The sequence below is a fragment of the Streptomyces sp. JNUCC 63 genome, assembly GCF_054366325.1.
The window spans coordinates 2,928,802-2,954,033 of the sequence record NZ_CM135963.1 but is presented as its reverse complement, the minus strand read 5'-3'; the positions used below and the strand labels follow the sequence as shown (position 1 = coordinate 2,954,033).

Below are 25,232 nucleotides of genomic sequence, written 5' to 3'. Positions count from 1 at the left end.
CTCAGGCCGCCTCCCGGAGCAGCGCTCCGGGAGGTCTTGCGCCCTCGACGCCGGCCGGGTCCAGACCTGCCCGGACGAGCATCACGCGGGCGGAGTTCTTGTCCCGGGGGGACACGGCTCCGCACGCGGTGCAGGTATCGGTGCGTTCCGACAGCGGCAGTGCGTGCTTGGTTCTCGCTCCGCACGATCCGCAGTCCATGGTGGTGTGCGCGGGATGCACCAGGCGGACGTCCCGCCCGTGCTTGCGGCCCATCTCGACCAGCGCCTGCTTGGTGGCGCCGATCGCGGCATCGGCCGCCTTGCGGGCCATCGACGTCCGGGCGAGGAACTTCGGCTTGAAGTCCTCCACCGCGATCACGTCGTGGTCGCGCACGACTCTCTTCGCCCACTTGCGGGCGGTGTCCTGCCGCTGCCGGGCGATCTTCGCGTAGGTCTTCGCCCGCCGTCTCTTCGCCTCCCGGTAGCCCTTCGAGGCGGGCTGCCCCTTCTTGGGTTTGCGGCGGGCCATCATCCGGTCGTAGCGGGTCAGCTTCTCCTTCGCCTTGTGGCCGTGCTGGGGGTGGGGGAGGTCGTGGGCGTCGGAGGTGGTGGTGGCGGTCTCCCTGACGCCCCAGTCGATGCCGATCACCGCACCAGTCGGCGCAAGCGGCTGAAGTGGGGCGGGGACGACGAACGAGCAGTACCAGGCGCCGAGGCGGTCGCGGTAGACGCGGACCGAGGAGGGTTCGGCCGTCAGCTCGCGGGACCACACCACGGTCACGACGATGCCGCCCGCCAGGTGCAGCCGCCCGTCCTTGAGCCGGAAGCCGCGCCTCGTGTAGTTCAGGCTCGGATCCGCCTCGTGCTTCTTCCTGTGCCGGGGCATGCCCGCCCGACGCCTGAGCGGCAGCCGGCCCTTGATGTCCTTGAGCGCCTTCGCACGGGAGGCGGCAAAGTCACGGACGGTCTGCTGCTGCGGCACCGAGGCCCCCGCGGCCAGCCACGGCGTGACGGCGCGGGCCCGGGTGAGTATCCGGTCCAGCCGGGCCGGACCACACGCCTCGCCCTCGCTCTGGGCCCTCTTGGAGCGGGCCACGCACTCGTTCCACACCCACCGGCACCGGCCCCACTCCCACTCCAGCCCCGTCCGGGCCGTGGCCGACACCCGCAACCGGTAGGTGTACCGGGCGTGCCCGGCCCCGTCGGCCTCCCGCACCACCGCCACACCTGTCACCCCCATCCGTGTTCCGATCAGTCGACCCCGGCCAACTGACCGTACGTACGGTCCCCGCACATCCGCACGCCCCTTCCGCCACGGCCACCCTGATCAGCGAACGAAAGCACACGCGTTCGCCCGACTCCGCCGGCCGGCCGTCGGGGTGCTCCGCGCCGCTGTCGCGGGATGCGATTCTTCCCCCGGCATGAACGCCGGGGCCTCCTCTCAAGAGACCAGGTGACCCGGAGCGGCGGGCGCCGCGCGGACCGAGCCCGGGTGCCGGCCTCAGAGCCGGCTGTACTTCTCGATGTCCTCGGCGAACTCCTCGATCGCCTGCGCGGTCAGCGTCGGCCGGGTGTCGGCGATGGCGGTCAGGTAGTCCCCGGTGGTGGCCGGCCGGCCCTGGCGGTGCGTGACTTCGTGTTCGAACGCCGCCTGCGCGCCCTTGCGGGCCGCGAACTCGATGTCGGCCGGCGTGAACAGCTCACTGGCCGCGACCAGCTGTGCGAGGTCGACCGTGTCGGTGGCGTCCCTGAGGTAACGGGCCCAGATCGCCGTGCGGGCGGTCGGGTCCGGAGGCCCGATGGGGATGACGTAGTCGAACCGGCCCGGCCGCAGGAAGGCCGCGTCGAGAGAGCGGACCGAGTTGGTGGCACAGGCCAGCAGCCGTGCGTCCTGCTCGCGGAAGACGGGGATGAGTTTGAGCAGCTCGTTGGTCACCCCGTGTCCGGGATCGACCGCCTTCCCGGACCGCACGCCGGCGATCTCCTCGACCTCGTCGATGAAGAGCAGCACCGAGTCCAGTTCCGCCAGTTCCGCGAAAGCCTCCCGCAGCGCCGTGGCCAGCCCCTCACTCGTGTCGGAGGCGAGCCGGGACGGGAAGAGCTCCACGAACGGCCAGCCGAGCCGCGAGGCGACCGCTTTGGCGAAACTGGTCTTCCCCGTGCCGGGCGGTCCGAACAGGATGATCGCCTTGGGCGGGACGACACCGTAACGATCGGCCAGCGCCGGCTCCGTCAGCGGGAGCACGACACGGCGCTCGACGACGTGCTTCTCCCGCTCCATGCCCGCCATGGCGTCCCAGAGCCCCTCGGGCAGCATGCGGCCTCCGAGTGCCGCGAGGACGTCGGCGTTGGCGGCTCCGGGCGGTTCGAATTTCTCGTAGTAGGTCAGGTCGTCGCGCAACCGGTAGCCGGAGTTCTCCAGAGCCTTCGTCCCGGCGGCGCCTGCGGGCAGCAGCGCGCTGATGTGGCGCACGCCCAGTGCCCGCAGGCGCCGCTCCAGCTCGCCGAGGAGAGCACTGCCGATCCCGCGCTCGCGCCAGCGGGCGGCGAGCGCGACCAGGAGGACCCACCCTCGCTTGCCGTGCGCCTGGGCCACGGCCATGCCCACCAGCTCGTCGCCCACCATCGCGACCACTGCCGGCTGACCGGCCTTGGCCGCGGCCATCACCTCGGAGACCGGAAACACCGGGTCCTCGTCGGCCCGGCGGCTCTGGTCCCAGATCTGGATGGCCTGGTCGAGATCGTCGTCGTGATAGTCCCGCAGATGCCATGCGGACATCGCCACCACCTCACCCGGGCCGGGAGCCACATTGTCCCCCGCGGGAGTACAGGACGGCGAACCCTGCGGGCCTCTCTCGGCCGCCGACGGCGTTCATACGGCGCACACCGCCGGCCGGATGCTTTGTTCGATACGTTCCGCCGATGCGAAAGCTCGCGGAGATCGAGGACCTGTCGGGGCCGGTGCGTGACGCGCTGGGATCGGGCTGCCGCCCGGTCGCGGTGGACCGGTTGCGCGGTGGCAGCAAGAAGGGGGTGTACCGGGTTCGAGTCGACGGAAGAGTAATTGTCAAGACTTGTGGGTGAGTTGAGGTTCAGGCGGCTTCGAGGTTCTCGACGAGGTGGCCGTTTTCGAAGCGGGCGCCGGAGCGGACGAGGGCGACGAGGTGGGGTGCGGTGACCGCCCGCCAGCGGGCCTGGGCGGCCTCGGCGAGCTTGAACACCATCGCCAGGGCGGCGGCCGGGCTGCCCGCTCCTCGGGTGACCTTCGTCCGCAGCCTGATCGTGGAGAACGTCGACTCGATGGGGTTCGTGGTCCGCAGATGGATCCAGTGCTCGGCGGGGAAGTCGTAGAACGCCAGGAGCTCGTCCAGGTCGTCGGTGACCTTCTTCACGGCCTTGGGCCACTTCGCCCCATAGGTCTTCTCGAACGCGCGGGCCGCCTTCTCGGCGTGGGTGCGGTCCTCGGCGTTGTATATCTCCTGCAGGGCCTTCTTCGCTCCGGGCTGCGCGGACTTCGGCAGCGTGTTCATGACATTACGGGTCTTGTGGACCCAGCACCTTTGGTGCCTGGCCTGCGGGAACACCTCCGCCAGGGCCCGCCACAGGCCCATGGCGCCGTCGCCCACGACGAGGGCCGGATCGCGCATGCCCCGGCGGCGGCAGTCCCGCAGCAGGTCGGCCCACGACTCCGTCGACTCCCGCAGCCCCTCGGCCAGCGCGATCAGCTCCTTGGTGCCGTCCAGCCGCACGCCCATCAGGACCAGGACACAGGAGTGGGCCTGGCCGAGGCGGACCTTGGGGTGGACGCCGTCGGCCCACACGTAGACGTAGTCAGTGCCGGACAGGTCCCGGTTCTGGAAGGCCGTGTGGTCGTCCTGCCACTGCTTCGTGAGCCGGTTCACGGTGGCCGCCGACAGGCCGGCCGCGGAGCCGAGGAACTGCTCAAGGGCGGGCACGAAGTCCCCGCTGGACAGCCCGTGCAGGTAGAGCAGCGGCAGGACCTCGCTGATCTTCGGGGACTTGCGGCACCAGGGCGGGAGGATTTTCGAGGAGAACCGCTGCCGTTCGCCGGTCGCTTCGTCGACGCGGCGGTCGTTCACTCGCGGGGCGCGGACCTCGACCGGGCCGGCGGCCGTGGTCACGGTGCGGGGGCGGTGGTGGCCGTTGCGCACCACCAAGCGCCGCCCGCGTTCGTCCCGCTCGGCAGCCAACTCGGCTATGTACTGGTCGACTTCTGCCTCCAGCGCGGCGGCGAGCATCCGGCGGGCGCCTTCCCGCACGATCTCGTCGATCAGCGAACCGGTAGCGGTGGAGCCGTCTTCGTTGACTACGCTGAGCACGGGCGTGCCTTCCCGACCCGCGCTGCGAACGCGGGCCTGACTTGGTGACCGATACAGGATCATTCGGGAAGGTACGCCCTTCGCGTGCCGTCCCGAAGACCGATCCACAAGTCATGAGCATTGCTCGACGGAACCCCGATGTGACGGACCGGATCGAACTGCTCAGCCGGTCGGTCGGCGGACAGGACCGGGTGTGTTCCAGCCTGCCGCGTGACCCAGGGCCCACTGTGAGCGGTGAGGGGGGTTCAGGCCCTCGCTCCGTCGGCCAGGAAGGCGCTCAGACTGTCGAGGAGCATGGCGCTGCCCTGCTCGGCCATGTCGCGTTCCTCGGCGGTGTCGCAGGTCTGGCGGAGCACGATCTGCGTGTGGTGGTCGTCCTGCTCGTCGAGTTCCATGGTCATGGCCGCGGGCGCGGGCTTGCCGGGTACGTCCATGCCGACCACCAGGAGGCGGTTCTCGACGGCCTCGAGATAGGAGCCGGTCAGCGGGAACTGTCCGCCGTCGGGCGTGACCATCGTGGCCTTCCACGCTCCGCCCGGCCGTACGTCCATCTCGACGGAGCCGGCGACGGCGTAAGCCCACTGGGCATACTGCTCGGGGGTGGTCCACGCCCGCCACACCTTCACGGCGGGGGCGTCCAGCGTTCGAGTCAGTTTGTAGGAGAAGCCGCCGGCCGGGGTGGTCTGCTCGGTGCTCATCTTTTCGTCTCCTGGGCTCATGTTGTTCGGGACTGTTGCCCCTGTAGACGCCCGCGGGCGCGGAGATTCATCGGTCTGCTGGAACTTCTTGCACGGCCGTACCGGTGCGGCACGAACTCGGCGAAGGAGCGGCGAGGCACAGGCTCTCCGCCGGACGGCTCGGTCGGCTACTTCTCCACGGCTTCAGGCGCAGGAGCGATTCCCGTTGCGCAAGACGCCCTTCAGTTCGTCTCGGACGGGGTACTCGGCTTGACCCCGTACCGCCGAGTCCGCAGTAGCCGTCCGGGTTCTTCCTGTCCGAAAGATACTGCTGGTGGTGGTGACACTCGGCCGCGAAGAAGTCAGGTCCGGCCGGGAGACTCTCCGTCATTGATCAGACAGCACTGAGCCCCCTCCGAGTCGAGGAGGGGGCTTCGATGCGGGTCGTTCTCAGATGGTCACTCAGGCCAACCGCAGCCTGGCCAACTTTGGTGAACAGGATCCGGCGGGGCCATCAACCGGCCGCCCGACGGTACTTGCGGACCGCGAGCGTACGGAAGATCAGGATGATCACGACCGACCAGATCAGCGAGGCCCACACGGGGTGCTGCATGGGCCAGGCGTCGGGCGTCCGGAAGCCCGGGGGAAGGTTGCCGAACAGCTCGCGGCACGCCTGCACGGTGGCACTGAACGGGTTCCACTCCGCGATGTGCCGCAGGAAGGACGGCATCTGGTGCGCGTCCACGAACGCGTTCGAGATGAACGTCAGCGGAAACAGCCAGATCAGGCCGCCCGAGGTCGCCGCTTCAGGAGTGCGCACGGACAGGCCGATGAGCGCGCCGATCCACGAGAACGCGTACCCGAGCAGCAGGAGCAGGCCGAATCCGGCGAGCACCTTGCCGAAGTTCTCGTGCGTGCGCCAGCCGACGATCACGGCGACGACCGCCAGGACGACGAGTGTGAGCGTCGTCTGCACCAGGTCGGCGATGGTGCGGCCGGTCAGCACCGCACCACGTGCCATCGGCAGGGAGCGGAAGCGGTCGATGAGGCCCTTGTGCATGTCGTCGGCGATGCCCGCACCCGCGCCCGCCGTGGCGAACGTGACGGTCTGGGCGAAGATGCCGGCCATCAGGAACTCTCGGTAGGCCTGGGTGGAGGTGGACGAGCCGACCTGGATCGAGCCGCCGAACACGTAGGTGAACAGCACCACGAACATGATCGGCTGGATCAGCCCGAAAATGAGCATTTCGGGAATCCGGCCCATACGAATCAAATTCCGCTGGGCGATGACCAGCGAGTCCCGGACGGACTGGGACACGGTGTTGCCGGACGGCTCGATCCGCGCGCTGTCGGTGACGGCACTCACTTGACGGTCTCCTTCTCGCGCCTGCGGTCTCTGGCGTCGGCGCCCTTTGCGTCGTTCTCGTCGTCCGCGGCCTCGGCCACGTGGCCCGTGAGGGACAGGAACACGTCGTCGAGGGTCGGGCGACGAAGTCCGATGTCGTCGATCTCGATCCCGCGGGAGTCCAGCTCGCGGATGATCTCGGCCAGCAGCTTGGCACCGCCGGTGACCGGCACGGTCAGCTTGCGGGTGTGCTCCTCGACGGCGGTGTCGCCCTTGCCGAAGCCGTGCAGCACCTCGCGGGCGGTGGGGATGTGCTCGCGGTCGTGCACGACGACCTCGACGCGCTCGCCGCCGGTGCGGGCCTTGAGCTGGTCGGAGGTGCCGCGGGCGATGACCCGGCCGTGGTCGACGACCGCGATCTCGTGCGCCAGGTGGTCGGCCTCTTCCAGGTACTGGGTGGTCAGCAGCAGGGTCGTACCACCGGAGACGAGCTGCTTGATGACGTCCCACAACTGCTGGCGGTTGCGCGGGTCGAGGCCGGTCGTCGGCTCGTCCATGAACATCACCGGCGGGGAGACGACGAGCGCCGCCGCCAGGTCGAGTCGGCGGCGCATGCCTCCGGAGTAGGTCTTCGCGGGCCGGTCCGCGGCGTCGGCGAGGTTGAACTGCTCCAGCAGCTCAGCCGCCCGGGCCTTGGCCGCGCCGGCCCTCATCTGGTAGAGCCGGCCGACCATCTGGAGGTTCTCACGGCCGGTCAGATATTCGTCGACCGCGGCGAACTGGCCGGACAGGCCGATGGAACGCCGCACTTCGTTGGGCTGTTCGAGCACGTCGAGGCCGGCGACGACGGCCTTGCCGCTGTCGGGCCGCAGCAGGGTGGTCAGACAGCGGACGGCGGTGGTCTTGCCCGCGCCGTTCGGTCCGAGAAGTCCGAGCACCGTGCCCTCGGGGACATCGAGGTCGACACCGTCCAGAGCCCTTACGTCGCCGAAGGTCTTCACCAGACCTTCGGCATAGATGGCGCCTGGCATATGAAATCTCCACGTCGTCGGGGATTGCCGGAAAAGCCTAGAGAGGCAGGTCTTGTTCCGCTGGGAATTTCGCCTGCGCAGCGTCCGCGCACCTCCGCGAGACGTAAGACACACCATAACGCGATGTATCGCGTCCCTCAACGGATTTGCCCGAACGAGTGACAGAGAGAAGGGCAAAGGTCCGGTGACCTCGGCGTTCCGCCGCCCGACGGATCGGTCGCCCGACGGATCAGTCGCCCGACGGATCAGTCGATGACCGTGTAGCCGGCGTCGCGCAGGGCCTGGCCGACCTCGGCGCAGTGCGCCGGGCCCTTCGTCTCCAGGTGCAGCTCCACCTCCGCCTCCGTGAGCCCGAGCCGTGGATCGGTCCGTACGTGACTCACATCGAGGACGTTAGCGTCGACCACTGACAACACCCCCAGAAGCGTGGCGAGCGCGCCCGGCCGGTCCGTCAGACGCAGCCGAACGGCCAGGTAGCGGCCCTGCGCGGCCATGCCGTGCCGCAGCACCCGCTGCAGCAGCACCGGATCGACGTTGCCGCCGGACAGCACCGCCACCACCGGACCCGCGATGTCGCCCGCGCCGCCCATCAGCGCGGCGACCGGACTCGCGCCGGCCGGCTCGACGACCAGCTTGGCCCGCTCCAGGCACAGCAGCAGCGCGGCGGACAACTCGTCCTCGGTGACCGTGCGCACCTCGTCCACCAGCTCGTCGATGATCGCGAACGGCACGTCGCCCGGCCTTCCGACCTTGATGCCGTCGGCCATCGTCGCCGGGTTCTCGATCGCCACCGGCCGCCCCGCCGCCAGCGACGGCGGGTACGCCGCCGAGCCCGCCGCCTGCACCCCGACGATCCGCACGTCCGGCCGCAGCGCCTTCACCGCCACCGCGATGCCGGCCGCGAGCCCGCCGCCGCCGATGCCGACGACGATCGTGCGCACCTCCGGGCACTGCTCCAGGATCTCCAGGCCGACCGTGCCCTGGCCGGCGATGATGTCGGGGTGGTCGAACGGGTGAATGAACACCGCCCCGGTCCGGGCCGCGTACTCCTGGGCGGCGGCCAGCGTCTCGTCGACCACCTGGCCGTGCAGGCGCACCTCGGCGCCGTAGTCCCGGGTGGCGCTGATCTTCGGCAGCGGGGCGCCCCTCGGCATGAACACCGTGGCGTGCACCCCGAGCAGCGACGACGCCAGCGCGACGCCCTGCGCGTGGTTGCCGGCGCTCGCGGCCACCACTCCCGCGGCGCGCTCCTCGGGCAGCAGTCCGGCGATCCGGACGTAGGCGCCGCGCAGCTTGAACGACCCGGTCCGCTGCAGGTTCTCGCACTTGAGGTGCACCGGCGCGCCCACCAGCTGGGACAGGTGCCTGCTGCCCTCCATCGCGGTCACCCGCGCCACCCCCGAGAGCATCTTCTGCGCGCCGCGCACGTCGTCGAGGGTGACGGCCCGCAGCGGGCCGGCCGTGCTGTAGCTCATGCCGCAAGTCTCGCAGTTCACGGGCGCCGGACGCGGTTGTGACCAACCTCCGAGACCGGTTTGCGCAGCGTCGGTACGCCCTGCCCCACGGCCGCGTACCCTGTCCCCCAACCCAAGCAGCCCTTCAGAAGTGAGCCCCCCGCCATGCCCACAACACCCGACATGTCGACGGACATGACGACCGTCGGCGACACCGGTCTCCTCGACACCCTCCAGCACGAGGTGGCGGTCTTCGCCCGCCGTGCCGAACAGACCCGGCTCGGCGGGGTCGGGCAGGTGCGCAACTCCATGGACCGCGCCGCCTATCTGCTGCTCAACCGCCTCGACAAAGAGGGCCCGATGGGCGTCAAGGCGCTCGCCGCGAGCATGGGCATCGACTCCTCCACCGTCACCCGCCAGGTGGCACCGCTCGTCGACACCGGGCTCGTCAAGCGCACTTCCCACCCCGAGGACGGGCGGGCCGTGGTGCTGCAGCTGTCCCCGCGCGGGCTGTCGCGGCTGGAGGAGGTCCGCTCCTCCCGGCGGCAGTTGATGGCCGAGCTGACCCAGGACTGGGAGCCGGGGGAGCGCGAGACCTTCTGCTCGCTGCTGACCCGCTTCAACCACGCCCTCTCCGCCCGCCAGGCCTCCCACGGCGCACCGCAGACGGACACGCCGTCGACGTCCTGAGCTCCTTCCGCCGCCCCAGGTCCACCGCCGGCGCCCCGAGGCAGGTGTCGAGCCCTCCGCGCGGCTCTTGACCGACGGGCTGTCGCTGCCCTCATATGAGACCGGGCCCTGTACGCGGTTCCGCATGCCGTACGGGAACGGTCGTACGAGAATGGGTCCCGCTGTCACGGTCGCCCTTGGCGGGAGGCGCGGTGCGAGAACGGCAGGCGTCCCAAGGCGCTCGCCGGGCCCGGGAGTTCGAGGCGTTCGTCGCGGGCGCGGCCGGGCGGCTGCTGCATGCCGCCACGCTGCTCACCGCGGAGGCCCCGGACGACAACCCGCGCGCGCGACGCCTGCTGACCCTCGCCCTGGCGCACACGTACGCGTGCTGGGACCGGCTGCGCGGCGAGGACCCGTACGACCGCGCCCGCCGGCACCTGGCCACCCGCTTCGCCCGCGAGGCGTGGCATCGGCACGGCGGCCTGGGCCGCACCCGCCGGCGGCCTCCCGGCACGCTGGCCGCCCTCACCCCGCAGGAGCGGCTGATCGTCGTCCTCAGGCTGTACGAGGGAGTGGCCGAGGAGCAGGCGGCGGCTCTGCTCGGGCTGCCCGTGGACCGCGTCCGCGTCATCTGCGACCGCGCGACCGTCGCGCTCACCCACCCGGCCGACCGCCCGGCACCGGTGGTACGCGGCCCCGAGGTGGCGGCGTCATGAGCGTCGTGAGCGCCATGAGCACACGACCGGACGAGGGAAGGCTGCGCGGTGAACCGGACCGAGCGTGAGGCCGCCGTACGGCGGATCCTGGAGCAGCGTACGCCGCAGGTGCCGACGGAGCTGTACGACGACGTGGTGCGCCGCGGGGAACGCATGCTGTGCCGCCGGACGGCCGCCCGCCGGGCGATGTGGCTGGTGCTGTTCGCGGCGACCGTGGCCTTCACCGTGTGGGCGCTGACGGCCCGGCCGTGGGTGGAGCCGCCGTCGCAGACGACCCCACCCGTGAGCGGCTGGTGATCGTCAGCCGAGGGCCTGCTTCAGGTCCTCGAGCAGGTCGTCGACGTTCTCGATGCCCACCGACAGACGGACCAGGTCCCCGGGGACCTCCAGGGCGGAGCCCGCCGCGGAGGCGTGCGTCATCCGTCCGGGGTGCTCGATCAGGGACTCGACGCCGCCGAGGGACTCGCCGAGCGTGAACACCTTGGCGCGGTTGCAGACTTCGACGGCCTCCTCCTCGCCGCCCCGCACCCGGAAGGAGACCATGCCGCCGAACGCCTTCATCTGCTTGGCGGCCACCTCGTGACCGGGGTGCTCCGGCAGCCCCGGGTACAGAACCTGTGTCACGCGCGCGTGCCGGGACAGCATCTCGGCGACCTTGGTGGCGTTCTCGCTGTGCCGGTCCATGCGCACCGCGAGCGTCTTGGTGCCGCGCAGCACCAGCCAGGAGTCGAAGGGGCCCGCGACGGCGCCCATGGCGTTCTGGTGGTACGCCAGTTCGTCGCCCAGTGCCGTGTCGCTGACGATCAGCGCGCCGCCGACGACGTCCGAGTGACCGCCCATGTACTTGGTCAGCGAGTGCACGACCACGTCCGCGCCGAGCGCGAGCGGCTGCTGCAGGTACGGCGTGGCGAAGGTGTTGTCGACGACGAGCCTCGCGCCCGCGTCCCGGGCGACCTGGGCGACGGCGGCGATGTCGGTGATGCCGAGCAGCGGGTTGGAGGGGGTCTCCACCCACACGGCCCTGGTCCTCGGGGTGATCGCGGCCCGTACGGCGGCCGGGTCGCCGGTGTCCGCCACCGACCACTCCACACCCCACCGGGAGACGACCTTGGCGAAGAGGCGGAACGTGCCGCCGTAGGCGTCGTTGGGGATGACGACGTGGTCGCCGGGACTGAGCAGCGTGCGCAACAGGCAGTCCTCGGCAGCCAGTCCGGACGCGAACGCGAGGCCGCGGCGGCCGCCCTCCAGGGCGGCGAGGTTCTCTTCCAGGGCGGTCCTGGTCGGGTTGGCGCTGCGGCTGTACTCGTAGCCGCCGCGCAGGCCGCCCACGCCGTCCTGCTTGTAGGTCGAGACCTGGTAGATGGGCGGGACGACCGCCCCGGTGAGGGGGTCGGCGGTATTGCCCGCATGGATCGCGAGCGTCTCGAAGTGCTGACTGATGTGCCTGTCACTCATGGGCCCGAGGGTAGTGCGCTTGCGGGAGTGGTGGCGGACGACAGGGCCCACCTCGCCCGCGGCCGGGTTTTCCACAGGCCGGAGGGACGGGTTGGCCAATTGTCGGCGCCGTCTGGTTCGCTTGAGGCATGGAGATTCTCTGGGTCCTGATGGCACTGGTCATGCTGGGCTTCGTGCTGATTCCGTACCTGCGGCGCAGGCGCGGCGTCATCGAGCAGGTGCCCGCGGGGCACCCGGACGGCGCGGACCCGGCGAACTACGGATTCGTACGGCAGGAGCAACTGGACGTCCGCCTGCCCGGATCCGACCAGGACCTGCTGGACGTCCTGGACCTGGTGCAGCGGACCCAGGACTATCGCGCGGCCTCCCAGCTCCTCGCGGGCACGGAGAAGGAGGACGAGCTGCGCTGGCAGCGCGTGCAGGCCTTCGCCGGCGCCGCCTCGCTGGAGCTGCAGCAGCGGCCGGGCGGGGTCAGCGAGGCGCCGGGCGGGCAGTGGCTGCGGGTGTGGCGGGCCGAGGCGCCCAAGGACCCGGGCGGCGCGGCGGTGCACGCCGAGTTCCTGGTGCAGCAGGCGTGGCGTACGGCGGCGCCGGGCACGGACGAGTTCCGGATCATCATGGAGGAGGCCAGGGAGGCGTGCGGCCAGGCCGCGCTGCTCGCCCCGGGCGACCCGATCCCCTGCATCGTCGAACTGTCGGTGGCGCGTGGCCTGGCGTACTCGCAGCCGGAGTTCGAGAAGCTCTGGCTGAAGATCCTCGACCGCGCGCCGAACCACATGGGGGCGCATCTGGCGGCCCTGCACTACTGGTGCGAGAAGTGGCACGGCTCGCGCGAGCTGGCGATGTCGTTCGCCGAGGCCGCGGCCGCCCGCGCACCCCAGGGCTCGCTGCTGGCGGCCCTGCCGCTGTTCGCCGTCTTCGAGCACCTGCCCGAGGTGAACCTGGTCCGGGGCTTCTACCAGAGCGAGGTCGTGACCAAGGCGGTCCACGGCGCGCTCTTCGCGGTGCACGCGGCCCGCTCCGACGATCCGATGCAGGCCCACGTCCGTCATCTGCTGCTCTTCTTCCTCGTCCGCTGCGAGCGGTGGGCGGAGGCCATGAACCAGCTGATACACGTCGACGGCCACGTGGGCGCCCTGCCGTGGACGCTGTCCGCGGACCCGGCGGCGGAGTTCGCCGTCTACCGGGCCCTGGCGGTGGCGGGCTACGAGGCGAACGGCGGCAGCCCGGCGACGCTGCTGCACTGAGAAACCCGGCGAAACCCCGCGTGTCCGCCCCGGACCGGAGCCGACCCGGGGCCGGAATTGCCCTCTGACCTGCGGTGGGGCATACTCCGCCTACTCCGCTTGCTGCGTCTTCCCCCCACACACGCATCACCGCGCGGTCACCTCCCAGCGACCGCCGCTCCGCCATGTCCGCTTTCATAGGCCCTGTGGGGGGATGTGCTCGATGAGCGCAACTCTGCGCGCGCTGCGCGCCGTCGCACTGCTGCTCGGCTTCCATGGGCTGAACCTCGTCCTGCTCGCGGCGCTGGCCGCCCTCGACGCGGCGGCGCTGCGCTGGGCGCCCGGCCCGGCCGCCGGCAAGATCGTGGTCGTTTCGGTCCTGCTGGCCATCCCGGCCGTACGCGGCATGTTCATGCTCCGTACGCCGAAGGACGAGGGCATGGCGGGCCTGCCGGTCACCGAGGCCGACGAGCCCCGGCTGTGGGCGCTGGTACGGGAACTCGCGGACGCCGCCGGCACCCGCGCCCCCGACCGGATCGTGCTCACCGGCGACGTCAACGCGGGCGTCACCGAGCGGCCGCGGCTCCTCGGCCTGCTCCCCGGCCCACGCCGCCTCTACCTCGGCGTACCGCTCATGACCGGGCTGAGCGAGGCCCAGCTGCGCGCCGTACTCGCCCACGAGTACGGCCACTTCACCGGCGGCGACACCCGGCTGTCCGCCGTCGTCGTCCGGGGCCGGGAGCAGATCGAGCGGATCGTCGGACAGCTCCACACCAAGGCCGACCACACGGCGGCCAAGGAGCGCGCCCGCCAGGAGAAGGCCGCCGCCAAGGCCGCCGCCAAGGGCAAGAAGGCCAAGGAGATCGACACGTCGGGGTCCGGGCTGACGTACCGGACGATGGCCTGGGTCTACACGCGGTACGGCGAGTTCTACCTGCGGGCCTCACTGACGACGGCCCGCGACCAGGAGTACGCGGCGGATCTGACCGCCGCCCGGATCGCCGGCCGCGACGCGACCTCGTCGGCGCTGCGCGAGATCCCGGCCCTCGCCTCCGCGCACGACTTCTACCTCGAGTGCTACGCCACGCTCGGCGTACGAGCGCGGCTGATGCCGCCGCGCGGTGAGTTCTTCGGCGGCTTCGGCCGGATGCTGAGCGCCCGCGCACTGGAACTCGTACGGCTGCGCGCGCAGGTGCCGGACGAGCCCGCGTCCCCGTACGACTCGCACCCGCCGATCGCCGAACGCGTCCGCCGGATCGAGGCCCTGCCCGCCGACGGACGCGCAGAGGAGGCCAAGGGCGTCGCGCTCGACCTGCTCACCGACCCGGAGCGGACCCTGGCGGCCCTGGAGGACGTGGTCCTGACGGAGGAGGCACGGACGTTCCGCCGTACCGCCGACTGGGACGAGCTGCTGGACGCCGCGATGGCCGAGTCCCTCACCTCCCTCGACACCCCGCTGCACCGGGCGCTGGCCTTCTACACCAAGGACCGGCCGACCCTGCCCGGGCTGCTGACGGTGATCGACGACGGGCAGCTGTGGCGGCTGGCACAGCGGCTGCCGCTGTCCGACGAGGCGGCGGCCGCGAAGGGCCGCGCCTTCCGCGAGTTCGTCCGCCCGGTGATGCGTGACTCGCTGCGGACCATGGTGCTGGCCGAGTTCAGCGCGCACTCGCTGGTGAGCTGGGAGTTCTCCTGGGAACGGGCCGCGACCGCGCGCCTTCCCGGAGTCACCGCCGACGGTGGCGAGGACACGGAGGCCGGTGCCGTACTCGACGCGGCCGTGGACGCCGCGCTCGCCGACCGCCCCGACACCGGGCCGCTGCGCGCGCTGCTGCCTCCGGCACGGACCGCCTGAGCCTTTCCGTTCCCACCCGACCTCCCCCGACGACCGAGAAACGGACTCGCACCCCCGATGACTGTCCTGCTGTGGATCCTGGGCATCCTGGCCGTCCCCACATTGCTCTTCATCCTGTGGATGGCCTGGGTCTTCGTAAAGGAATACGTGAAGGAATCCCGCTCGCCGAGTGCCGAGGGCGGCGCCGAGGGCAGCTCGGAGGCCGCCGAGAAGTTCGGTCTGCTCCCCCCGGAGCGGCAGAACATCGACCACGCGGCCCCGCTGCCCGCCGACTGGGCGGCAGCACTGAGCGCGGTGCGCGGCGGGGAGTGGCGGCCCGCCGCCGACGTACTGCGGAGCACCGGCCGCGACTGGGAGCGCCGGTCCGCCGTCGCTTTCCTGCTGGCCGAGCGCGCGGCCGAGGACGACACCTGGCTGATCACCTGGGAGACCGAGCACCCCGACGACCCGGACGCCGCCGTGCTCAGGGCCCGCAGCACCGTCATCCTCGCCTGGAGGATACGAGGCGCCCAGCGGGCCAACCACACGACCCAGGAACAGTTCGAGGGCTTCCACCGGATGCTGGCACGCTCCCGCGAGGAGATAGCGCGGGCCGCCGCCCTGAACCCCGACGACCCCACGCCGTACATCGCGGAGATCTGGGTGGCGCTCGGTCTCGGTTACCCGAACTCCGAGATGGACAAGCTGTGGAAGGAAATCACCGCCCGCGCTCCGCACCACTACGAGGCCCACTTCTCGGCGTTGCAGTACTGGTGTGCGAAGTGGCGCGGCTCTGAGCGTCTGGCCACCGAGTTCGCCGAGCGGGCCGCGGCCGACGCGCCGCTGGGCAGCCTGCTCACGGCCCTGCCGCTCATCGCCCACTACGAGCACGACGAGTCGGAGGACAGCGCCGTCGACCGCACGCCCGAGATGGTGGCCCGGGTCGACGCCGCCCTCGCCGACGCGGCGGCGGCCGATCCGGCGCATCCGCGGCTGCCGGAGCTGCGGCACCTGCTGGCGTACTACCTGTCGCTGCAGGACCGGGACGAGGCGGCGCTCGAGCAGTTCAAGCTGGTCGACGGGTACGTGAACGCTCTGCCGTGGCGCTACCGGGGCGACATGGCCGAGTACTACTGCGGCGTCCGCGACGCCTCGGCCGCGGCGGTGGCCGCAGCCGCCGAGCCGGCCGCCTGAGCGCTGGAATGCGGGCGGCACCGGGATCGTTGTTCTGAGTGCCGTCGCCCGCACACCGCGAGAGCGGCGGAACCGGCGGGTCCGTTGTGACGGACGGGCCCGCCCCAGACCGACAGGGAGACCCTCATGCTCTTCGGCCGAACGCCGCAGCTGCCCACCCCCGAGCAGGCGCTCAAGGGCCGGCCCACGCCCGCGTTCGAGGCCCCCGACCGCCACACGGTCCTCGGCAACCCGCTCCTCGGCCCGTACCCCGAGGGCCTGGAGATCGCCGATTTCGGCCTGGGCTGCTTCTGGGGCGCCGAACGCAAGTTCTGGCAACTCCCGGCGGGCGTGTGGACGACCCTGGTGGGCTACCAGGGCGGCTACACCGAGAACCCCACGTACGAGGAGGTCTGCTCGGGCCTGACCGGTCACACGGAGGCGGTCCGCGTGGTCTACGACCCGAAGATCATCTCCTACGACCGCCTCCTGAAGACCTTCTGGGAGTCCCACGACCCCACCCAGGGCTTCCGCCAGGGCAACGACGTGGGCACCCAGTACCGCTCCGCGATCTACACCCACACCCCCGCCCAGGCAGCCACGGCGGAAGCGTCCCGCGAGGCGTACCAGAAGGTCCTCACGGCATCGGGCCACGGCACGATCACCACAGAAATCCTCCCGGCCGACGGCCGCCCCTTCTACCCGGCGGAGGCGTATCACCAGCAGTACCTTTCGGACAGCAAGAACCCGAACGGCTACTGCGGGCTCGGGGGGACGGGGGCCGAGCTGAGCACCCCGTTCGAGACCAACTGGGGTGCGTCGTGCCCGACGGGCGTCGCGCCGGCTCCGGAAGTCGATGAGTAGCAAGCGACACTCAGCCGTTTGACTGCCGGGATGGGTCTCGGTCCGGCGCCGGACGTCCCGTGAGTCCACGGCGGCGGGTTCCAGCGGCCCTCTGGTCGAGTGTCAGGCCGGACCGACGCGCAGGGGACGCATCATTTCGTTGTCCTCGTGTTCCAAGAGGTGGCAGTGCCACATGTACCGGCCTGCCCGACCGAAGCGCACCTTGACCCGGGTTGCCTCCTGCGGATAGGCGAGCACCGTGTCCTTGAAACCGCGCTCCCACGCCTCCGGGGGACGACGGCCGCCGGCCGGGAGCGTTTGCCGGTCGACGACCTGGAACTGCACTTCGTGGATGTGAATGGGGTGGGCGTCCTTCGTCAGGTTGTGGATCTCCCAGATCTCCGTCGATCCCACGGCGGGGTTCTCCGTGATGGGATCGGCCCATCCCAGTAGTTTCGGTTTGCCGTTCGGACCGATGACACCGAGCAGAACTTCGCGGGGGCTCACGCCCGGCACGCGGGCCGAGGCCACCTCGCCGAGACTGACCTGCCGGGTGCGGTCTGCTGCGCCCAGGGGCTCGAAGGGCGGCAGCGTGAGCTGTGCGGGAGGCGTCGAGGTGTCCGCCGTGACGAGCGGTTCGATCACGAACTTCATGACCTGCCCGGTGGTCCTCGGGTTCGCCGCGGGGAAGCCGGTCCCGACCGTGCCTCCCGTGAACACGGCGTCCGGTCCCTCGTTGATCAGGTACAGCTCCGTGCCGACCGGGGTCGAGGAGAAGTCGACGACGACGTCGGCGCGTTCGGCCGGGGCGAGTAGCAGCTGGTCGCGCCGAACGGGTGCGGGCAGGAAGCCTCCGTCGCTTCCGACCTGCCACGGGGAAAGCCTTGCCGGTACCGGCCTGCTGGCCAATCGGTCAGTGACGATCTTCAGGATCAGGGTACGTGCGTTGCAGCCGTTGAGGAACCGGAACCGGTAGCGGCGCGGCTCCACGGACAGTACCGGCCAGGTCCTTCCGTTGGTGACCATCGCGTTGCCGAAGTACTCCGGGTTCCAGATCGGCGGAATGTCGCTGCCGGGGACATAAGGGCCCTTGAACTTGTCGAAGAGCGCCCGGCTCGCCGGGTAGAACAGGGTCCCGTCGGTGCGGAACGAGCGGTCCTGGATGACGACCGGGATCTCGTAGTAGCGCGTGCCGGGCGGGTCACCGAGCCTCGGCGCGGGCCCGGGCAGGACGCCTTCCCCCAGGTCCGACGGCCCGCCGCGCAGCAGGTAGAGGCCCGACATTCCGGCGTACACGTTCAGCCGGGTGATGCCCAGGGTGTGGTCGTGGAACCACAGGGCGGCGGCCCGGCTGAGGTTGGCGTAGTGGAAGACGGCCTCGCCCGGGCCCCAGGGCACACCGAACTGCGCCTCGGACTTCTTCGCGAACTCCTCGTAGAAGGATCCGACTCGGGCGTAGCCGCGGGGAATGCCCTGCGCGTCGGGCAGGTACCAGGCCTCGGCGTATCCGTCGCTCTCCTCCGTGTTCGCCCCGCCGTGCAGGTGGGTGACGACGGGAACCGGTCCGCCGTACGGTCCGGGTGTCGAGGTGAACGTGGGGCGCGAGTCCCGTCGCTTGGCCCCGCCCGGTGGGTTCGCCCAGTGGAGTGTGGGATCGACCGGCAGCAGATGCGGCAGATGCCCGCCGTTCGTGTCGACCAGTTGATTGATCCACCTGACCTGGACCGCTCGTCCGTACCGGGCTTCGATGGTGAACGCGGGACAGTGGAACGTTTCGGGATGCCCGGTCGAGCCGTATCCGAACACGGTTGTGGCCGGCATGCCCGGGGGAAGCACCTGCTGCCGGAACTGCCGGATGCCGATCGTGTAGATGTCCCGGCCGGCCCGGCTGTCCAGCGGCATGACGGGGGGTATCACAAGTTCGGCCACGTACTTCCGTATCGCCGCCGGATCGAGGACTTCTGCTTCTGCCGGCGAAGCCCGCGGCATCGCCGTACCGGCAACGGAAAAGAGTGACGTTCCGCCTGCCAGAGTGGCCTGAAGGACGAGCCTCCTGCTGATCACTGGGCTTCTCACCTCGGCTCAGGTCATCGGAGCACGGCACCAGTGGCCTCCGAGCCGGGGCCCTCGGCGGGCTCGGGCCCGTGCGCGGCCGGCTGCTGCCCGGTTATCGACGATCGTCGCATCGCCCCGGTGGATGCGCATGACGGCCGCCGACCGCCACGGAACGCACTGGCGCCCCGCGATCACGGCGTTGTCGGCCCACTGGTCGAGCGCGCTCGCGGGCGATGGAAGCCCGTCGGGGGTTTCGATGAGACGTCCTGCTCTGGTCCACCAGGGTGATGCCGTGACCCGGCGTCTGGCTGCTCGCCCACGAGGTTCACACACTCGTCAGCAGCGGCGACCTGGACTCCGCGGCCCGACTGCTGCCCAAGGAGCGGGCATACCCCGTCGGGGATGAACTGATGGCCCGCCTGCGCCCGTGACCGGGCACACTCGCCGAAGGGCCGGCTGCCACCCGTGGGTCACATGGCGGCACACAACCGCAGGAGCGGGGGTCAAGCCAAGTGACCTGTCCGAGGGCGGCTCATGCCCCACGGGAACCGCGCCGACTGACGGCTGACTCGGCCGCTTCCAGGGCTGGTACTCCAGCAGGATTTTGCTGTCTGACCTGCGGGTTTTACCGGGCGGCTGGAGTACTAGTCCGCCCGGGCCGCCGTGAGGTGGGCGTCCACGGCGGCGACACCGTCGACGCCCTGGCACAGGCCCACGACCACCGGGACAAGACGCGGTTCCGGGACATGGCCCCGCAGGATGACGGCACCGTCCCGGACCTCGACCGCGACGGTGCCCTCTTCCAGGCCGAGGATGCGCCCCAGGACGTCCCGCTCGACCTCGCCGCGGATTTCGACGTCGGAGCGGATGAAGGCGGTCAGCAGGTCGCTACGGCTGACGATGCCGGTCAGGAGCCCGTGGTCGCCGACGACCGGCAGTTGCTTGACGTGCCGCCTGCGGAGTTCCCGCACGGCCCGGGGGATCGTCCAGTCGGCACGGGCGGTGAAGACAGGGCTGCTCATGAGCGCGCCCGCGGTCCGGGCCCGGGCCTTGCCCCACGCGCGCTCGTCGTCCCCGTCCTGCCCCTGCGGATCGGGCATGCCGGTCTCGTGCCGCAGCACGTCGGACGCGGACACGACGCCGATGGGGGCGCCCTCGTCATCGATGACCGGGGCCGCGGCGATGTCGTTCGCGTCCAGCAGGGACGCGATCTCGTGGAACGGTGTGTCGGGGCGGAGGGTGATGACTTCTTCGGTCATCACGTCACCGACCGTGCGGCGGTGCAGCATGGCATCGGCCTCCTCCGCTTCGCGACGGCGCGGCGCCCCGGCCGCTCGTCCACGCCCGTCTCCCTACCCATGACAACACCGCGCCGCTCCGGCGACCAGTGGCGTTCGACCTGGCGGGGAGGGCCGGCGGTCGCACGGCGGCGTCCAGCGAGTCGATCACCGCGTGGCCGGCTCGCTTCGTCGAGCGCCGAGCATCCGGCAGCGCGTGCCAAAACACCCATCCTGATCAAGCGAGAGCAGTCACCAGCAGTACCTCGACAAGAATCTGGCGGGATACTGCGGCCTGGGCGGGACGGGGGTCGAGCTGAGTACCCCGTTCGAAACCATGGGGACGCCTCGTGCCCGACGGGTGTGGCCCCGACCCCCGACAGCGAGCAGCGACAGGCCGCTCACCTGTCGGTCCAGCGACCGGGGCGTGCCCGTGTGCGCCCCTGACCTGGCCCCCACCGTTCCCCGGGAGTTCCCCGCACGATCTGGCGCGGTCCCAGCACGGCCTCTTCGTGCCGAACTCCCGGCTGGACGGCCATGGAGGTCTGTTGGGGTGGTCAGCACGGTCAGGGCTGTGCCGCGGCAACCTTGACGCCGAACCCGATCAGGACGACTCCGGTCACCCGGCTCATGGCCCGGCGCACAGCGGGCTTCTCGAAGAACGCGCGCGCCCTGGCCAACAACGCCACGTAGCTCCCGAGCCAGACGACGGTGAGCCCTGCGTGCAGCAGAACCAGAACCGCCATCCAGGCATGAGGAGACAGACCAGCCGGCGCGAGCGTCGGCAGCAGACCGGTGTAGAAGACAGCGATCTTGGGATTGAAGACGTTGCCGACCAGCCCCGTCCGCCAAGGGTTTCCAGTCGGCGCCGATGCGGCTGCCGGTTGTCCGTCCGCAGGGTTCCGCCGGCTGCTGAGCAGTGACTGGACCCCGAGAACGACGAGATAGGCGGCTCCCGCCAGATTGACGACGGTGTATGCCGTGGCCGACGCCGCCAGGACGGCCGCCAGTCCGACCACCGTGAGCACGCCCCATATGAGCAGTCCGGCTGTTATGCCGCCGACGGTTCGCAGACCGTCCCGCCAGCCGCAGGCGACCGCCCGTTTCGTCACGACAGCCATGTCGGGCCCCGGAACCACCGTCAGGACAGCGAGCACGCCGACCACTGCGAGAAGCCCTACGAACATGGCCATATCATCGCACCCGCTTGCGAACGGCCTTTCCGGCGACCCTGGTGCCATGGGTCACGGAGAAGTGGCCGGCCGAGTCTTCCCGCGGAAGCGGCCGCGGTCGAAAATCAATGGCCGGCAGGTATCCACCGGCCTCACCCTGTGCTCCATGGAAGAACCGCAACGCAGGATCCGGGCGCTCCACACGGCATCCACCATCACCGTCTATCAGGCGTACTCCCCCGAGATCGGCATACCCGCGGTTCCGCCGGGGCCGCTTTCCCGCCGCGTGGAAGCGGGACCGCATGACATGGGTCATCAAGCCGCGTTCACGGCCTTCCCACGCCCCAGGGGTGGCTCACGTTCCCCACCCGGTTTGATCTTGTACGGGCGAGCCGGGTCTGCCCGGCTCAGCGCCGGATTCTCGTCCAGATGGCAGGCCGTGCGCAGCGCCGCCGCCCGGCGAGATCAGGCTGTTCGCGGCGTCAGGACGGAGCGACCGCTTGCATGACGGCGTGCCAGGGAGTGGCGTCGAAGACCAGGTGGATGGTATCGATGCGGCCGTTGGTCAAGTGAAAGTGTTCGGCGGTGTGTTGGGTTCCAATGGCCGGGACTGAGGTGTGGACGTTGTATACGAGGGTGGCCTCGGTCTCGCCGTACAGTTCGCTCACCAGGTCGACGCCGGTCACGATCCCCAGGAACGCGTCCAAGCCGCTGAGGTGGTCGCATGTGCTGTCGGAGGTCGTGAGGGGGCTGCGAAAGTGGAAGGGCTCGGAGAGGGTTTGTGCGGCGGCGGGGATGTCGCCGCGGAACCGGGCTTGGTGGTAGGCACGGACGGTGGCGCGAGTCGTGGTCGTGTCTGTGGTCATGCGCGGGTCGTCCCTTCGGTGGCAGTGAGGTGGGCGGCGATGCGCTGCTGGTTCTGAACGAGCCGTAGGCACAGGTGGCGGAGCTGGTGGAGTTCAGCGTCGGTGAATCCGTGGAACAACGCCGCCATCGCACGCTGGGTCGGGGCGCGAAACTCTTCCAGCCACGCCAGGCCGGCGGGGGTGATCCGGGCAAGGACGGATCGGCGGTCGCTGGGGTCGGGGTCGCGCCGGACGAGCCCCTCGCGTTCGAGCGTGTCGACCAGGCCGGTGGCGTTGCGGGGACTCATGCCTGCGGAGCGGGCGAGGTCGCCGAGATTCGCCCCGGTGTCGCCGAGGGTGCGCAGCCGGACCAGGACGTCCAGGGCTCCCGCGCTGAGGCCGCGGCCTTCCGAGCCATGGGTGCGAAGCCGCTCGACGGACTTGTGCGCGGCACGCGCGGCAGCTGCCGCCTCCAAGTGGAGCGTGTCGCCTCCAGCCGCGAACCCGGCTGTGGATGCGCGAACTTGGGGGTCGTAGAGCAGCCCGTCCGCGTCGCAGGCGAACCCTTCCAAATTAGTTACGTGGTTCATAATGAAGTGATACGCGAACTTGTGGAGCCCCGTCAAGGCAGGGGAACCCACTGGTCATTGAAGACACTGAAGGCGGCTCCACGCCCCCCGGCTGCGAAAGAGGAGGACTTTACGGAATGCGGCGAACGCGGGCGACCGTTGAGCAGCCGTGCGACCGTCCATCGCGTGCGGCACGACAAGCGGCTCGCGAGTGCGCGTCACCACATGCGAGCCGCCAGCCCAAGACGCTCAGGGCATGGGCGGTGATGGGACGACGGCCGCCAACGGAGCAGTCCGAGTCCGGCACAGCCTCACGAATGGTTTGTGAGCGAGGCTTGACATGGATCAAGCCGTCGTTCCTGTGGATGATGTACCGCTGCGGCTGGGGCACGAAGGCGGGGCAGGAGACCATTCTCGCGGTCGAGATCGCTCGCGACGGCTTCGAGTGGGCGCTGCGCAACGCGTGCCTGTCGAGTTGCGTACCTGGGCTGCATTCCGACCGCAGCACCTGGCAACGCGAGTTGAAGCGTGCGCCGGCTCGCGTCCAGTGGGACCCCGAGCGTGATCTGCGCCTGCGGCCCCTGCCCCACCGCTCACTGCAACTCGGGCTCTCCGGTGAGGCCGTACGACGATACGCGGACGAGTGGACGGTCTCCATCAGCGACGTGACCCCACTCGCCCGCGAGATCCGCGCACTCGTCGGCGGCGGCGACCTGGACTCCGCGGCCCGGCTGCTGCCCAAGGAGCAGCCGTATCCGGCCGAAGACCACCTCATGGCGCACCTGCGTCCGTGACCGGGCACACCCACCGAACGGCCTGCTGCCGCCCATGGGTCACACGGCACCACAGGCCCGTCGGGGCGGGCGTGTCCTGCCCGGTCGGCGTGGTCAAGGCGGATGACTGACCTTCACCGCGCCGTCTGGCCGCGTACACGTGACCGGCAAGGGGCAGCCGCGCCGAAAAGGGATCGCCGATCCCCTCACGGAGTGGCACGGGGAGACGGGCACGCTGGTGCCTCTCAAGATCAGCGATGAGGAGCGGAAGACGGTTGATGCCGTCCTTCCCGACTCTCGCCGGAACCGGACGCCGAAGCGCGAGATGTTCGAGGCGATCTTGTGGAAAGCGCGGACCGCTGTCCGGTGGAGTGAGGCGGAGGTCTCCGGGAACTCCTGGAGCGCCGTGGGACGGCGCGCGGAGACCTGGGCGCGCGTCGGGTCCCGGCAGGGCTGCCATGGAGGCTCTGAAGGACTCTGGCGGGGTTCCTGTGCCGCCGCTCATGGGCCTGCCGCCCATGGAGGTCACGGGCAGCATTGATCCGAGGTCCGCGGCGCCGGCGCCGGAGACCCTGGAGACCTGCGAGGGGGACGGGGACTGCTGCGACCAGAACCACGCCCGCGCACAGTCTTCCCCGAGATGGCCGTCCTCGGGCTCATCCAGCCGATCATGTTCGCCCTCGCCGTCGTCGCCGTGCTCGTCGGCCGGCGCGTCGGGTCGAACGGCGACACGAACGCCGGCCGGGTGCCGGCCGCCTTCGGCCTGCTGCCCCTGCTCGGGTACGCGTTCACCTGGATCGGCGCCCTGATCGGCCTGTCGGTGCGTACGCCCGGGGCGGCCACCTCCGGTGGACTGATCCGGCTGTTCCCGGTGACGTTCATCTCCAACGCGTTCGTGGACTCCGGCAGGAGGACGCCGTGGCTGCGCCGCATCGCGGAGCGGAACCCGTTCAGCGCGACCGTCCGGGCCTGCCGTGTGCTCTTCGCCGGCCCCGGCCGGTCGACGTCCACCGCATGGCCCACGCAGCGCCCGGTCCGGGCCTCGCTGATCTACTCGGCGCTGATCATCCTCATATTCCGCACCCTGGCGGTACGCAAGCACCGCTCGGCCACGGCGTGAGCGACAACGACGACGGGGGAACCGGCAGACCGGCCGGAACATGAGGAAGCCCCCGGCGCACAGGCAGGGCGCCGGGGGCTCACCGGAAGAAAGGCGGGTGCGTGCGGGCTCAGCCCTTGTACGGCTCTGCCTTGAGGATCTTCACCGAGGCGATCTTGCCGTTCGGCAGCTCGTACTCCGCGTCCTCGCCGACCTTGTGACCGATCACGCCGGAGCCCAGCGGGGACTGCGGCGAGTAGGTCTCGATCTCGGCGCTGGCGTACTCGCGCGAGGCCAGCAGGAAGGTCAGAGTGTCGTCCTCGTCACCGTCGAAGGCGATCGTGACGACCATGCCCGGCGCGACGGTACCGTCGGTGGCCTGCGGCTCGCCGACCTGGGCGGTCTCGAGGAGCTGGGTCAGCTGGCGTACGCGGAGCTCCTGCTTGCCCTGCTCCTCCTTGGCCGCGTGGTACCCGCCGTTCTCACGCAGGTCGCCCTCCTCGCGCGCGGCCGCGATCTTGGCGGCGATCTCCGTGCGCGCAGGACCAGTAAGGTAGGCAAGCTCGTCCTTGAGCTTGTTGTACGCCTCCTGGGTCAGCCAGGTGACGTTCTCGCTGGTCTGGGTCACAGGTGCTCCTCGTCGGTACCGGGAATACAAAAGCATCGCCCTACCCAGAAGAATGTTCCCTCTTGGATGGGC

At 70.5% G+C, this 25,232-nt stretch carries 23 protein-coding genes and 3 pseudogenes; 12 read left to right on the top strand and 14 right to left on the bottom strand.

All coding sequences use genetic code 11. The annotated features are described in order from the left end of the window. Window position 1: 1 nt before the first annotated feature. The 7 genes from ACX25U_RS13330 to ilvA all read right to left on the bottom strand — a co-directional run bounded on the left by ACX25U_RS13330 (window position 2) and on the right by ilvA (window position 8,847). Entirely contained in the window at window positions 2-1,219 is a 1,218-nt protein-coding gene (locus ACX25U_RS13330) for an RNA-guided endonuclease InsQ/TnpB family protein (protein ID WP_454391831.1), read from the bottom strand. Window positions 1,220-1,480: 261 nt separating this feature from the next. Next, on the bottom strand, window positions 1,481-2,758 hold the full coding sequence (locus ACX25U_RS13325) for an ATP-binding protein (protein WP_454391829.1): 1,278 nt from the start codon (window positions 2,756-2,758) through the stop codon (window positions 1,481-1,483). 313 nt (window positions 2,759-3,071) lie between these two features. Further along, window positions 3,072-4,319: an IS256 family transposase gene (locus ACX25U_RS13320; RefSeq protein ID WP_454382163.1), complete on the bottom strand. Its 1,248-nt coding sequence runs from the start codon at window positions 4,317-4,319 to the stop codon at window positions 3,072-3,074. Window positions 4,320-4,564: 245 nt separating this feature from the next. Beyond that, on the bottom strand, window positions 4,565-5,017 hold the full coding sequence (locus ACX25U_RS13315) for an SRPBCC family protein (protein ID WP_454391827.1): 453 nt from the start codon (window positions 5,015-5,017) through the stop codon (window positions 4,565-4,567). A 493-nt stretch (window positions 5,018-5,510) separates the two neighbouring features. Further along, window positions 5,511-6,362, bottom strand: coding sequence for an ABC transporter permease (locus ACX25U_RS13310; RefSeq protein ID WP_454391825.1), 852 nt, complete (start codon window positions 6,360-6,362; stop codon window positions 5,511-5,513). Beyond that, entirely contained in the window at window positions 6,359-7,372 is a 1,014-nt protein-coding gene (locus ACX25U_RS13305) for an ATP-binding cassette domain-containing protein (protein WP_454391823.1), read from the bottom strand. Before ACX25U_RS13305 ends, ACX25U_RS13310 begins: the two co-directional genes overlap by 4 nt. A 245-nt stretch (window positions 7,373-7,617) precedes the next feature. Next, the gene (gene ilvA / locus ACX25U_RS13300) at window positions 7,618-8,847 is read right to left on the bottom strand and encodes a threonine ammonia-lyase (protein WP_454391821.1); all 1,230 of its coding nucleotides are present in this window, start codon (window positions 8,845-8,847) and stop codon (window positions 7,618-7,620) included. Window positions 8,848-9,009: 162 nt separating this feature from the next. Between ilvA and ACX25U_RS13295 the strand changes: the two genes are divergently transcribed. From ACX25U_RS13295 to ACX25U_RS13285, 3 genes are all read left to right on the top strand, one after another. Beyond that, window positions 9,010-9,516 carry a MarR family winged helix-turn-helix transcriptional regulator gene (locus ACX25U_RS13295; protein WP_454394249.1) on the top strand — a complete coding sequence of 169 codons (507 nt, stop codon included), beginning with the start codon at window positions 9,010-9,012 and terminating at the stop codon, window positions 9,514-9,516. Window positions 9,517-9,707: 191 nt separating this feature from the next. Then, window positions 9,708-10,211 carry a sigma factor-like helix-turn-helix DNA-binding protein gene (locus ACX25U_RS13290; protein WP_454391819.1) on the top strand — a complete coding sequence of 168 codons (504 nt, stop codon included), beginning with the start codon at window positions 9,708-9,710 and terminating at the stop codon, window positions 10,209-10,211. Window positions 10,212-10,259: 48 nt separating this feature from the next. Further along, window positions 10,260-10,508, top strand: a complete 249-nt coding sequence (locus ACX25U_RS13285) for a hypothetical protein (protein ID WP_454391817.1) — start codon at window positions 10,260-10,262, stop codon at window positions 10,506-10,508. A gap of 3 nt (window positions 10,509-10,511) precedes the next feature. Here the strand turns inward: ACX25U_RS13285 and ACX25U_RS13280 are convergent, their stop codons facing one another. Further along, window positions 10,512-11,666, bottom strand: coding sequence for a cystathionine gamma-synthase (locus tag ACX25U_RS13280; protein ID WP_454391815.1), 1,155 nt, complete (start codon window positions 11,664-11,666; stop codon window positions 10,512-10,514). A 128-nt stretch (window positions 11,667-11,794) separates the two neighbouring features. On the opposite strand from ACX25U_RS13280, the gene ACX25U_RS13275 reads away from it, so the two are divergent. From ACX25U_RS13275 to msrA, 4 genes are all read left to right on the top strand, one after another. Beyond that, window positions 11,795-12,913, top strand: coding sequence for a hypothetical protein (locus ACX25U_RS13275; protein WP_454391813.1), 1,119 nt, complete (start codon window positions 11,795-11,797; stop codon window positions 12,911-12,913). A 202-nt stretch (window positions 12,914-13,115) separates the two neighbouring features. Then, a complete protein-coding gene (locus tag ACX25U_RS13270) occupies window positions 13,116-14,747 on the top strand; it encodes a M48 family metalloprotease (RefSeq protein ID WP_454391811.1) in 1,632 nt (543 codons plus the stop codon). A 57-nt stretch (window positions 14,748-14,804) separates the two neighbouring features. Further along, on the top strand, window positions 14,805-15,920 hold the full coding sequence (locus ACX25U_RS13265; RefSeq protein WP_454391809.1) for a hypothetical protein: 1,116 nt from the start codon (window positions 14,805-14,807) through the stop codon (window positions 15,918-15,920). Between the two features lie 126 nt (window positions 15,921-16,046). Then, entirely contained in the window at window positions 16,047-16,763 is a 717-nt protein-coding gene (gene msrA / locus ACX25U_RS13260) for a peptide-methionine (S)-S-oxide reductase MsrA (protein WP_454391807.1), read from the top strand. Window positions 16,764-16,865: 102 nt separating this feature from the next. On the opposite strand, the gene ACX25U_RS13255 is transcribed toward msrA, so the two are convergent. Beyond that, window positions 16,866-18,644: a multicopper oxidase family protein gene (locus ACX25U_RS13255; RefSeq protein WP_454391805.1), complete on the bottom strand. Its 1,779-nt coding sequence runs from the start codon at window positions 18,642-18,644 to the stop codon at window positions 16,866-16,868. A 797-nt stretch (window positions 18,645-19,441) separates the two neighbouring features. Next, entirely contained in the window at window positions 19,442-20,086 is a 645-nt protein-coding gene (locus ACX25U_RS13250; RefSeq protein ID WP_454391803.1) for a CBS domain-containing protein, read from the bottom strand. A gap of 229 nt (window positions 20,087-20,315) precedes the next feature. Between ACX25U_RS13250 and ACX25U_RS13245 the strand changes: the two are divergent. Then, window positions 20,316-20,521: pseudogene (locus tag ACX25U_RS13245) on the top strand (hypothetical protein); the annotation flags it as partial. Window positions 20,522-20,640: 119 nt separating this feature from the next. Here ACX25U_RS13245 and ACX25U_RS13240 read toward each other — a convergent pair. Next, window positions 20,641-21,261, bottom strand: coding sequence for a LysE family translocator (locus ACX25U_RS13240; RefSeq protein WP_454391801.1), 621 nt, complete (start codon window positions 21,259-21,261; stop codon window positions 20,641-20,643). Between the two features lie 151 nt (window positions 21,262-21,412). On the opposite strand from ACX25U_RS13240, the pseudogene ACX25U_RS13235 reads away from it, so the two are divergent. Further along, window positions 21,413-21,569: pseudogene (locus ACX25U_RS13235) on the top strand (DUF4291 family protein); the annotation flags it as partial. Window positions 21,570-21,728: 159 nt separating this feature from the next. Here ACX25U_RS13235 and ACX25U_RS13230 read toward each other — a convergent pair. Then, window positions 21,729-22,112 carry a hypothetical protein gene (locus ACX25U_RS13230; RefSeq protein ID WP_454391799.1) on the bottom strand — a complete coding sequence of 128 codons (384 nt, stop codon included), beginning with the start codon at window positions 22,110-22,112 and terminating at the stop codon, window positions 21,729-21,731. Then, on the bottom strand, window positions 22,109-22,681 hold the full coding sequence (locus ACX25U_RS13225; protein WP_454391797.1) for a MarR family winged helix-turn-helix transcriptional regulator: 573 nt from the start codon (window positions 22,679-22,681) through the stop codon (window positions 22,109-22,111). The genes ACX25U_RS13230 and ACX25U_RS13225 overlap by 4 nt, the downstream gene beginning before the upstream one ends. A 245-nt stretch (window positions 22,682-22,926) precedes the next feature. Between ACX25U_RS13225 and ACX25U_RS13220 the strand changes: the two genes are divergently transcribed. The 3 genes and pseudogenes from ACX25U_RS13220 to ACX25U_RS13210 all read left to right on the top strand — a co-directional run. Next, window positions 22,927-23,454 (top strand): DUF4291 domain-containing protein, encoded by a 528-nt coding sequence (locus ACX25U_RS13220; RefSeq protein WP_454391795.1) that lies wholly within the window; start codon window positions 22,927-22,929, stop codon window positions 23,452-23,454. Between the two features lie 139 nt (window positions 23,455-23,593). After that, window positions 23,594-23,974: a transposase gene (locus tag ACX25U_RS13215; RefSeq protein ID WP_454391793.1), complete on the top strand. Its 381-nt coding sequence runs from the start codon at window positions 23,594-23,596 to the stop codon at window positions 23,972-23,974. Between the two features lie 12 nt (window positions 23,975-23,986). Then, window positions 23,987-24,553, top strand: a pseudogene (locus tag ACX25U_RS13210) (ABC transporter permease); the annotation flags it as partial. Between the two features lie 109 nt (window positions 24,554-24,662). On the opposite strand, the gene greA reads toward ACX25U_RS13210, so the two are convergent. Continuing rightward, complete coding sequence (gene greA, locus ACX25U_RS13205) at window positions 24,663-25,160, bottom strand: transcription elongation factor GreA (protein WP_454391791.1); 498 nt, start codon at window positions 25,158-25,160, stop codon at window positions 24,663-24,665. Window positions 25,161-25,232 lie beyond the last annotated feature (72 nt).

Bases quoted from the DNA above. Each gene is read 5' to 3' on its own strand.
- ACX25U_RS13325 (WP_454391829.1), bottom strand. From the start codon at position 2,758: ATGTCCGCATGGCATCTGCGGGACTATCACGACGACGATCTCGACCAG.
- ACX25U_RS13240 (WP_454391801.1), bottom strand. From the start codon at position 21,261: ATGTTCGTAGGGCTTCTCGCAGTGGTCGGCGTGCTCGCTGTCCTGACG.
- ACX25U_RS13270 (WP_454391811.1), top strand. From the start codon at position 13,116: ATGAGCGCAACTCTGCGCGCGCTGCGCGCCGTCGCACTGCTGCTCGGC.
- ACX25U_RS13295 (WP_454394249.1), top strand. From the start codon at position 9,010: ATGTCGACGGACATGACGACCGTCGGCGACACCGGTCTCCTCGACACC.
- ACX25U_RS13255 (WP_454391805.1), bottom strand. From the start codon at position 18,644: ATGCCGCTGGACAGCCGGGCCGGCCGGGACATCTACACGATCGGCATC.
- ACX25U_RS13265 (WP_454391809.1), top strand. From the start codon at position 14,805: ATGACTGTCCTGCTGTGGATCCTGGGCATCCTGGCCGTCCCCACATTG.
- ACX25U_RS13250 (WP_454391803.1), bottom strand. From the start codon at position 20,086: ATGCTGCACCGCCGCACGGTCGGTGACGTGATGACCGAAGAAGTCATC.
- ACX25U_RS13275 (WP_454391813.1), top strand. From the start codon at position 11,795: ATGGAGATTCTCTGGGTCCTGATGGCACTGGTCATGCTGGGCTTCGTG.
- ACX25U_RS13220 (WP_454391795.1), top strand. From the start codon at position 22,927: ATGGGACGACGGCCGCCAACGGAGCAGTCCGAGTCCGGCACAGCCTCA.
- ACX25U_RS13305 (WP_454391823.1), bottom strand. From the start codon at position 7,372: ATGCCAGGCGCCATCTATGCCGAAGGTCTGGTGAAGACCTTCGGCGAC.
- ilvA (WP_454391821.1), bottom strand. From the start codon at position 8,847: ATGAGCTACAGCACGGCCGGCCCGCTGCGGGCCGTCACCCTCGACGAC.
- ACX25U_RS13330 (WP_454391831.1), bottom strand. From the start codon at position 1,219: ATGGGGGTGACAGGTGTGGCGGTGGTGCGGGAGGCCGACGGGGCCGGG.
- ACX25U_RS13280 (WP_454391815.1), bottom strand. From the start codon at position 11,666: ATGAGTGACAGGCACATCAGTCAGCACTTCGAGACGCTCGCGATCCAT.
- ACX25U_RS13315 (WP_454391827.1), bottom strand. From the start codon at position 5,017: ATGAGCACCGAGCAGACCACCCCGGCCGGCGGCTTCTCCTACAAACTG.
- ACX25U_RS13230 (WP_454391799.1), bottom strand. From the start codon at position 22,112: ATGACCACAGACACGACCACGACTCGCGCCACCGTCCGTGCCTACCAC.
- msrA (WP_454391807.1), top strand. From the start codon at position 16,047: ATGCTCTTCGGCCGAACGCCGCAGCTGCCCACCCCCGAGCAGGCGCTC.
- ACX25U_RS13225 (WP_454391797.1), bottom strand. From the start codon at position 22,681: ATGAACCACGTAACTAATTTGGAAGGGTTCGCCTGCGACGCGGACGGG.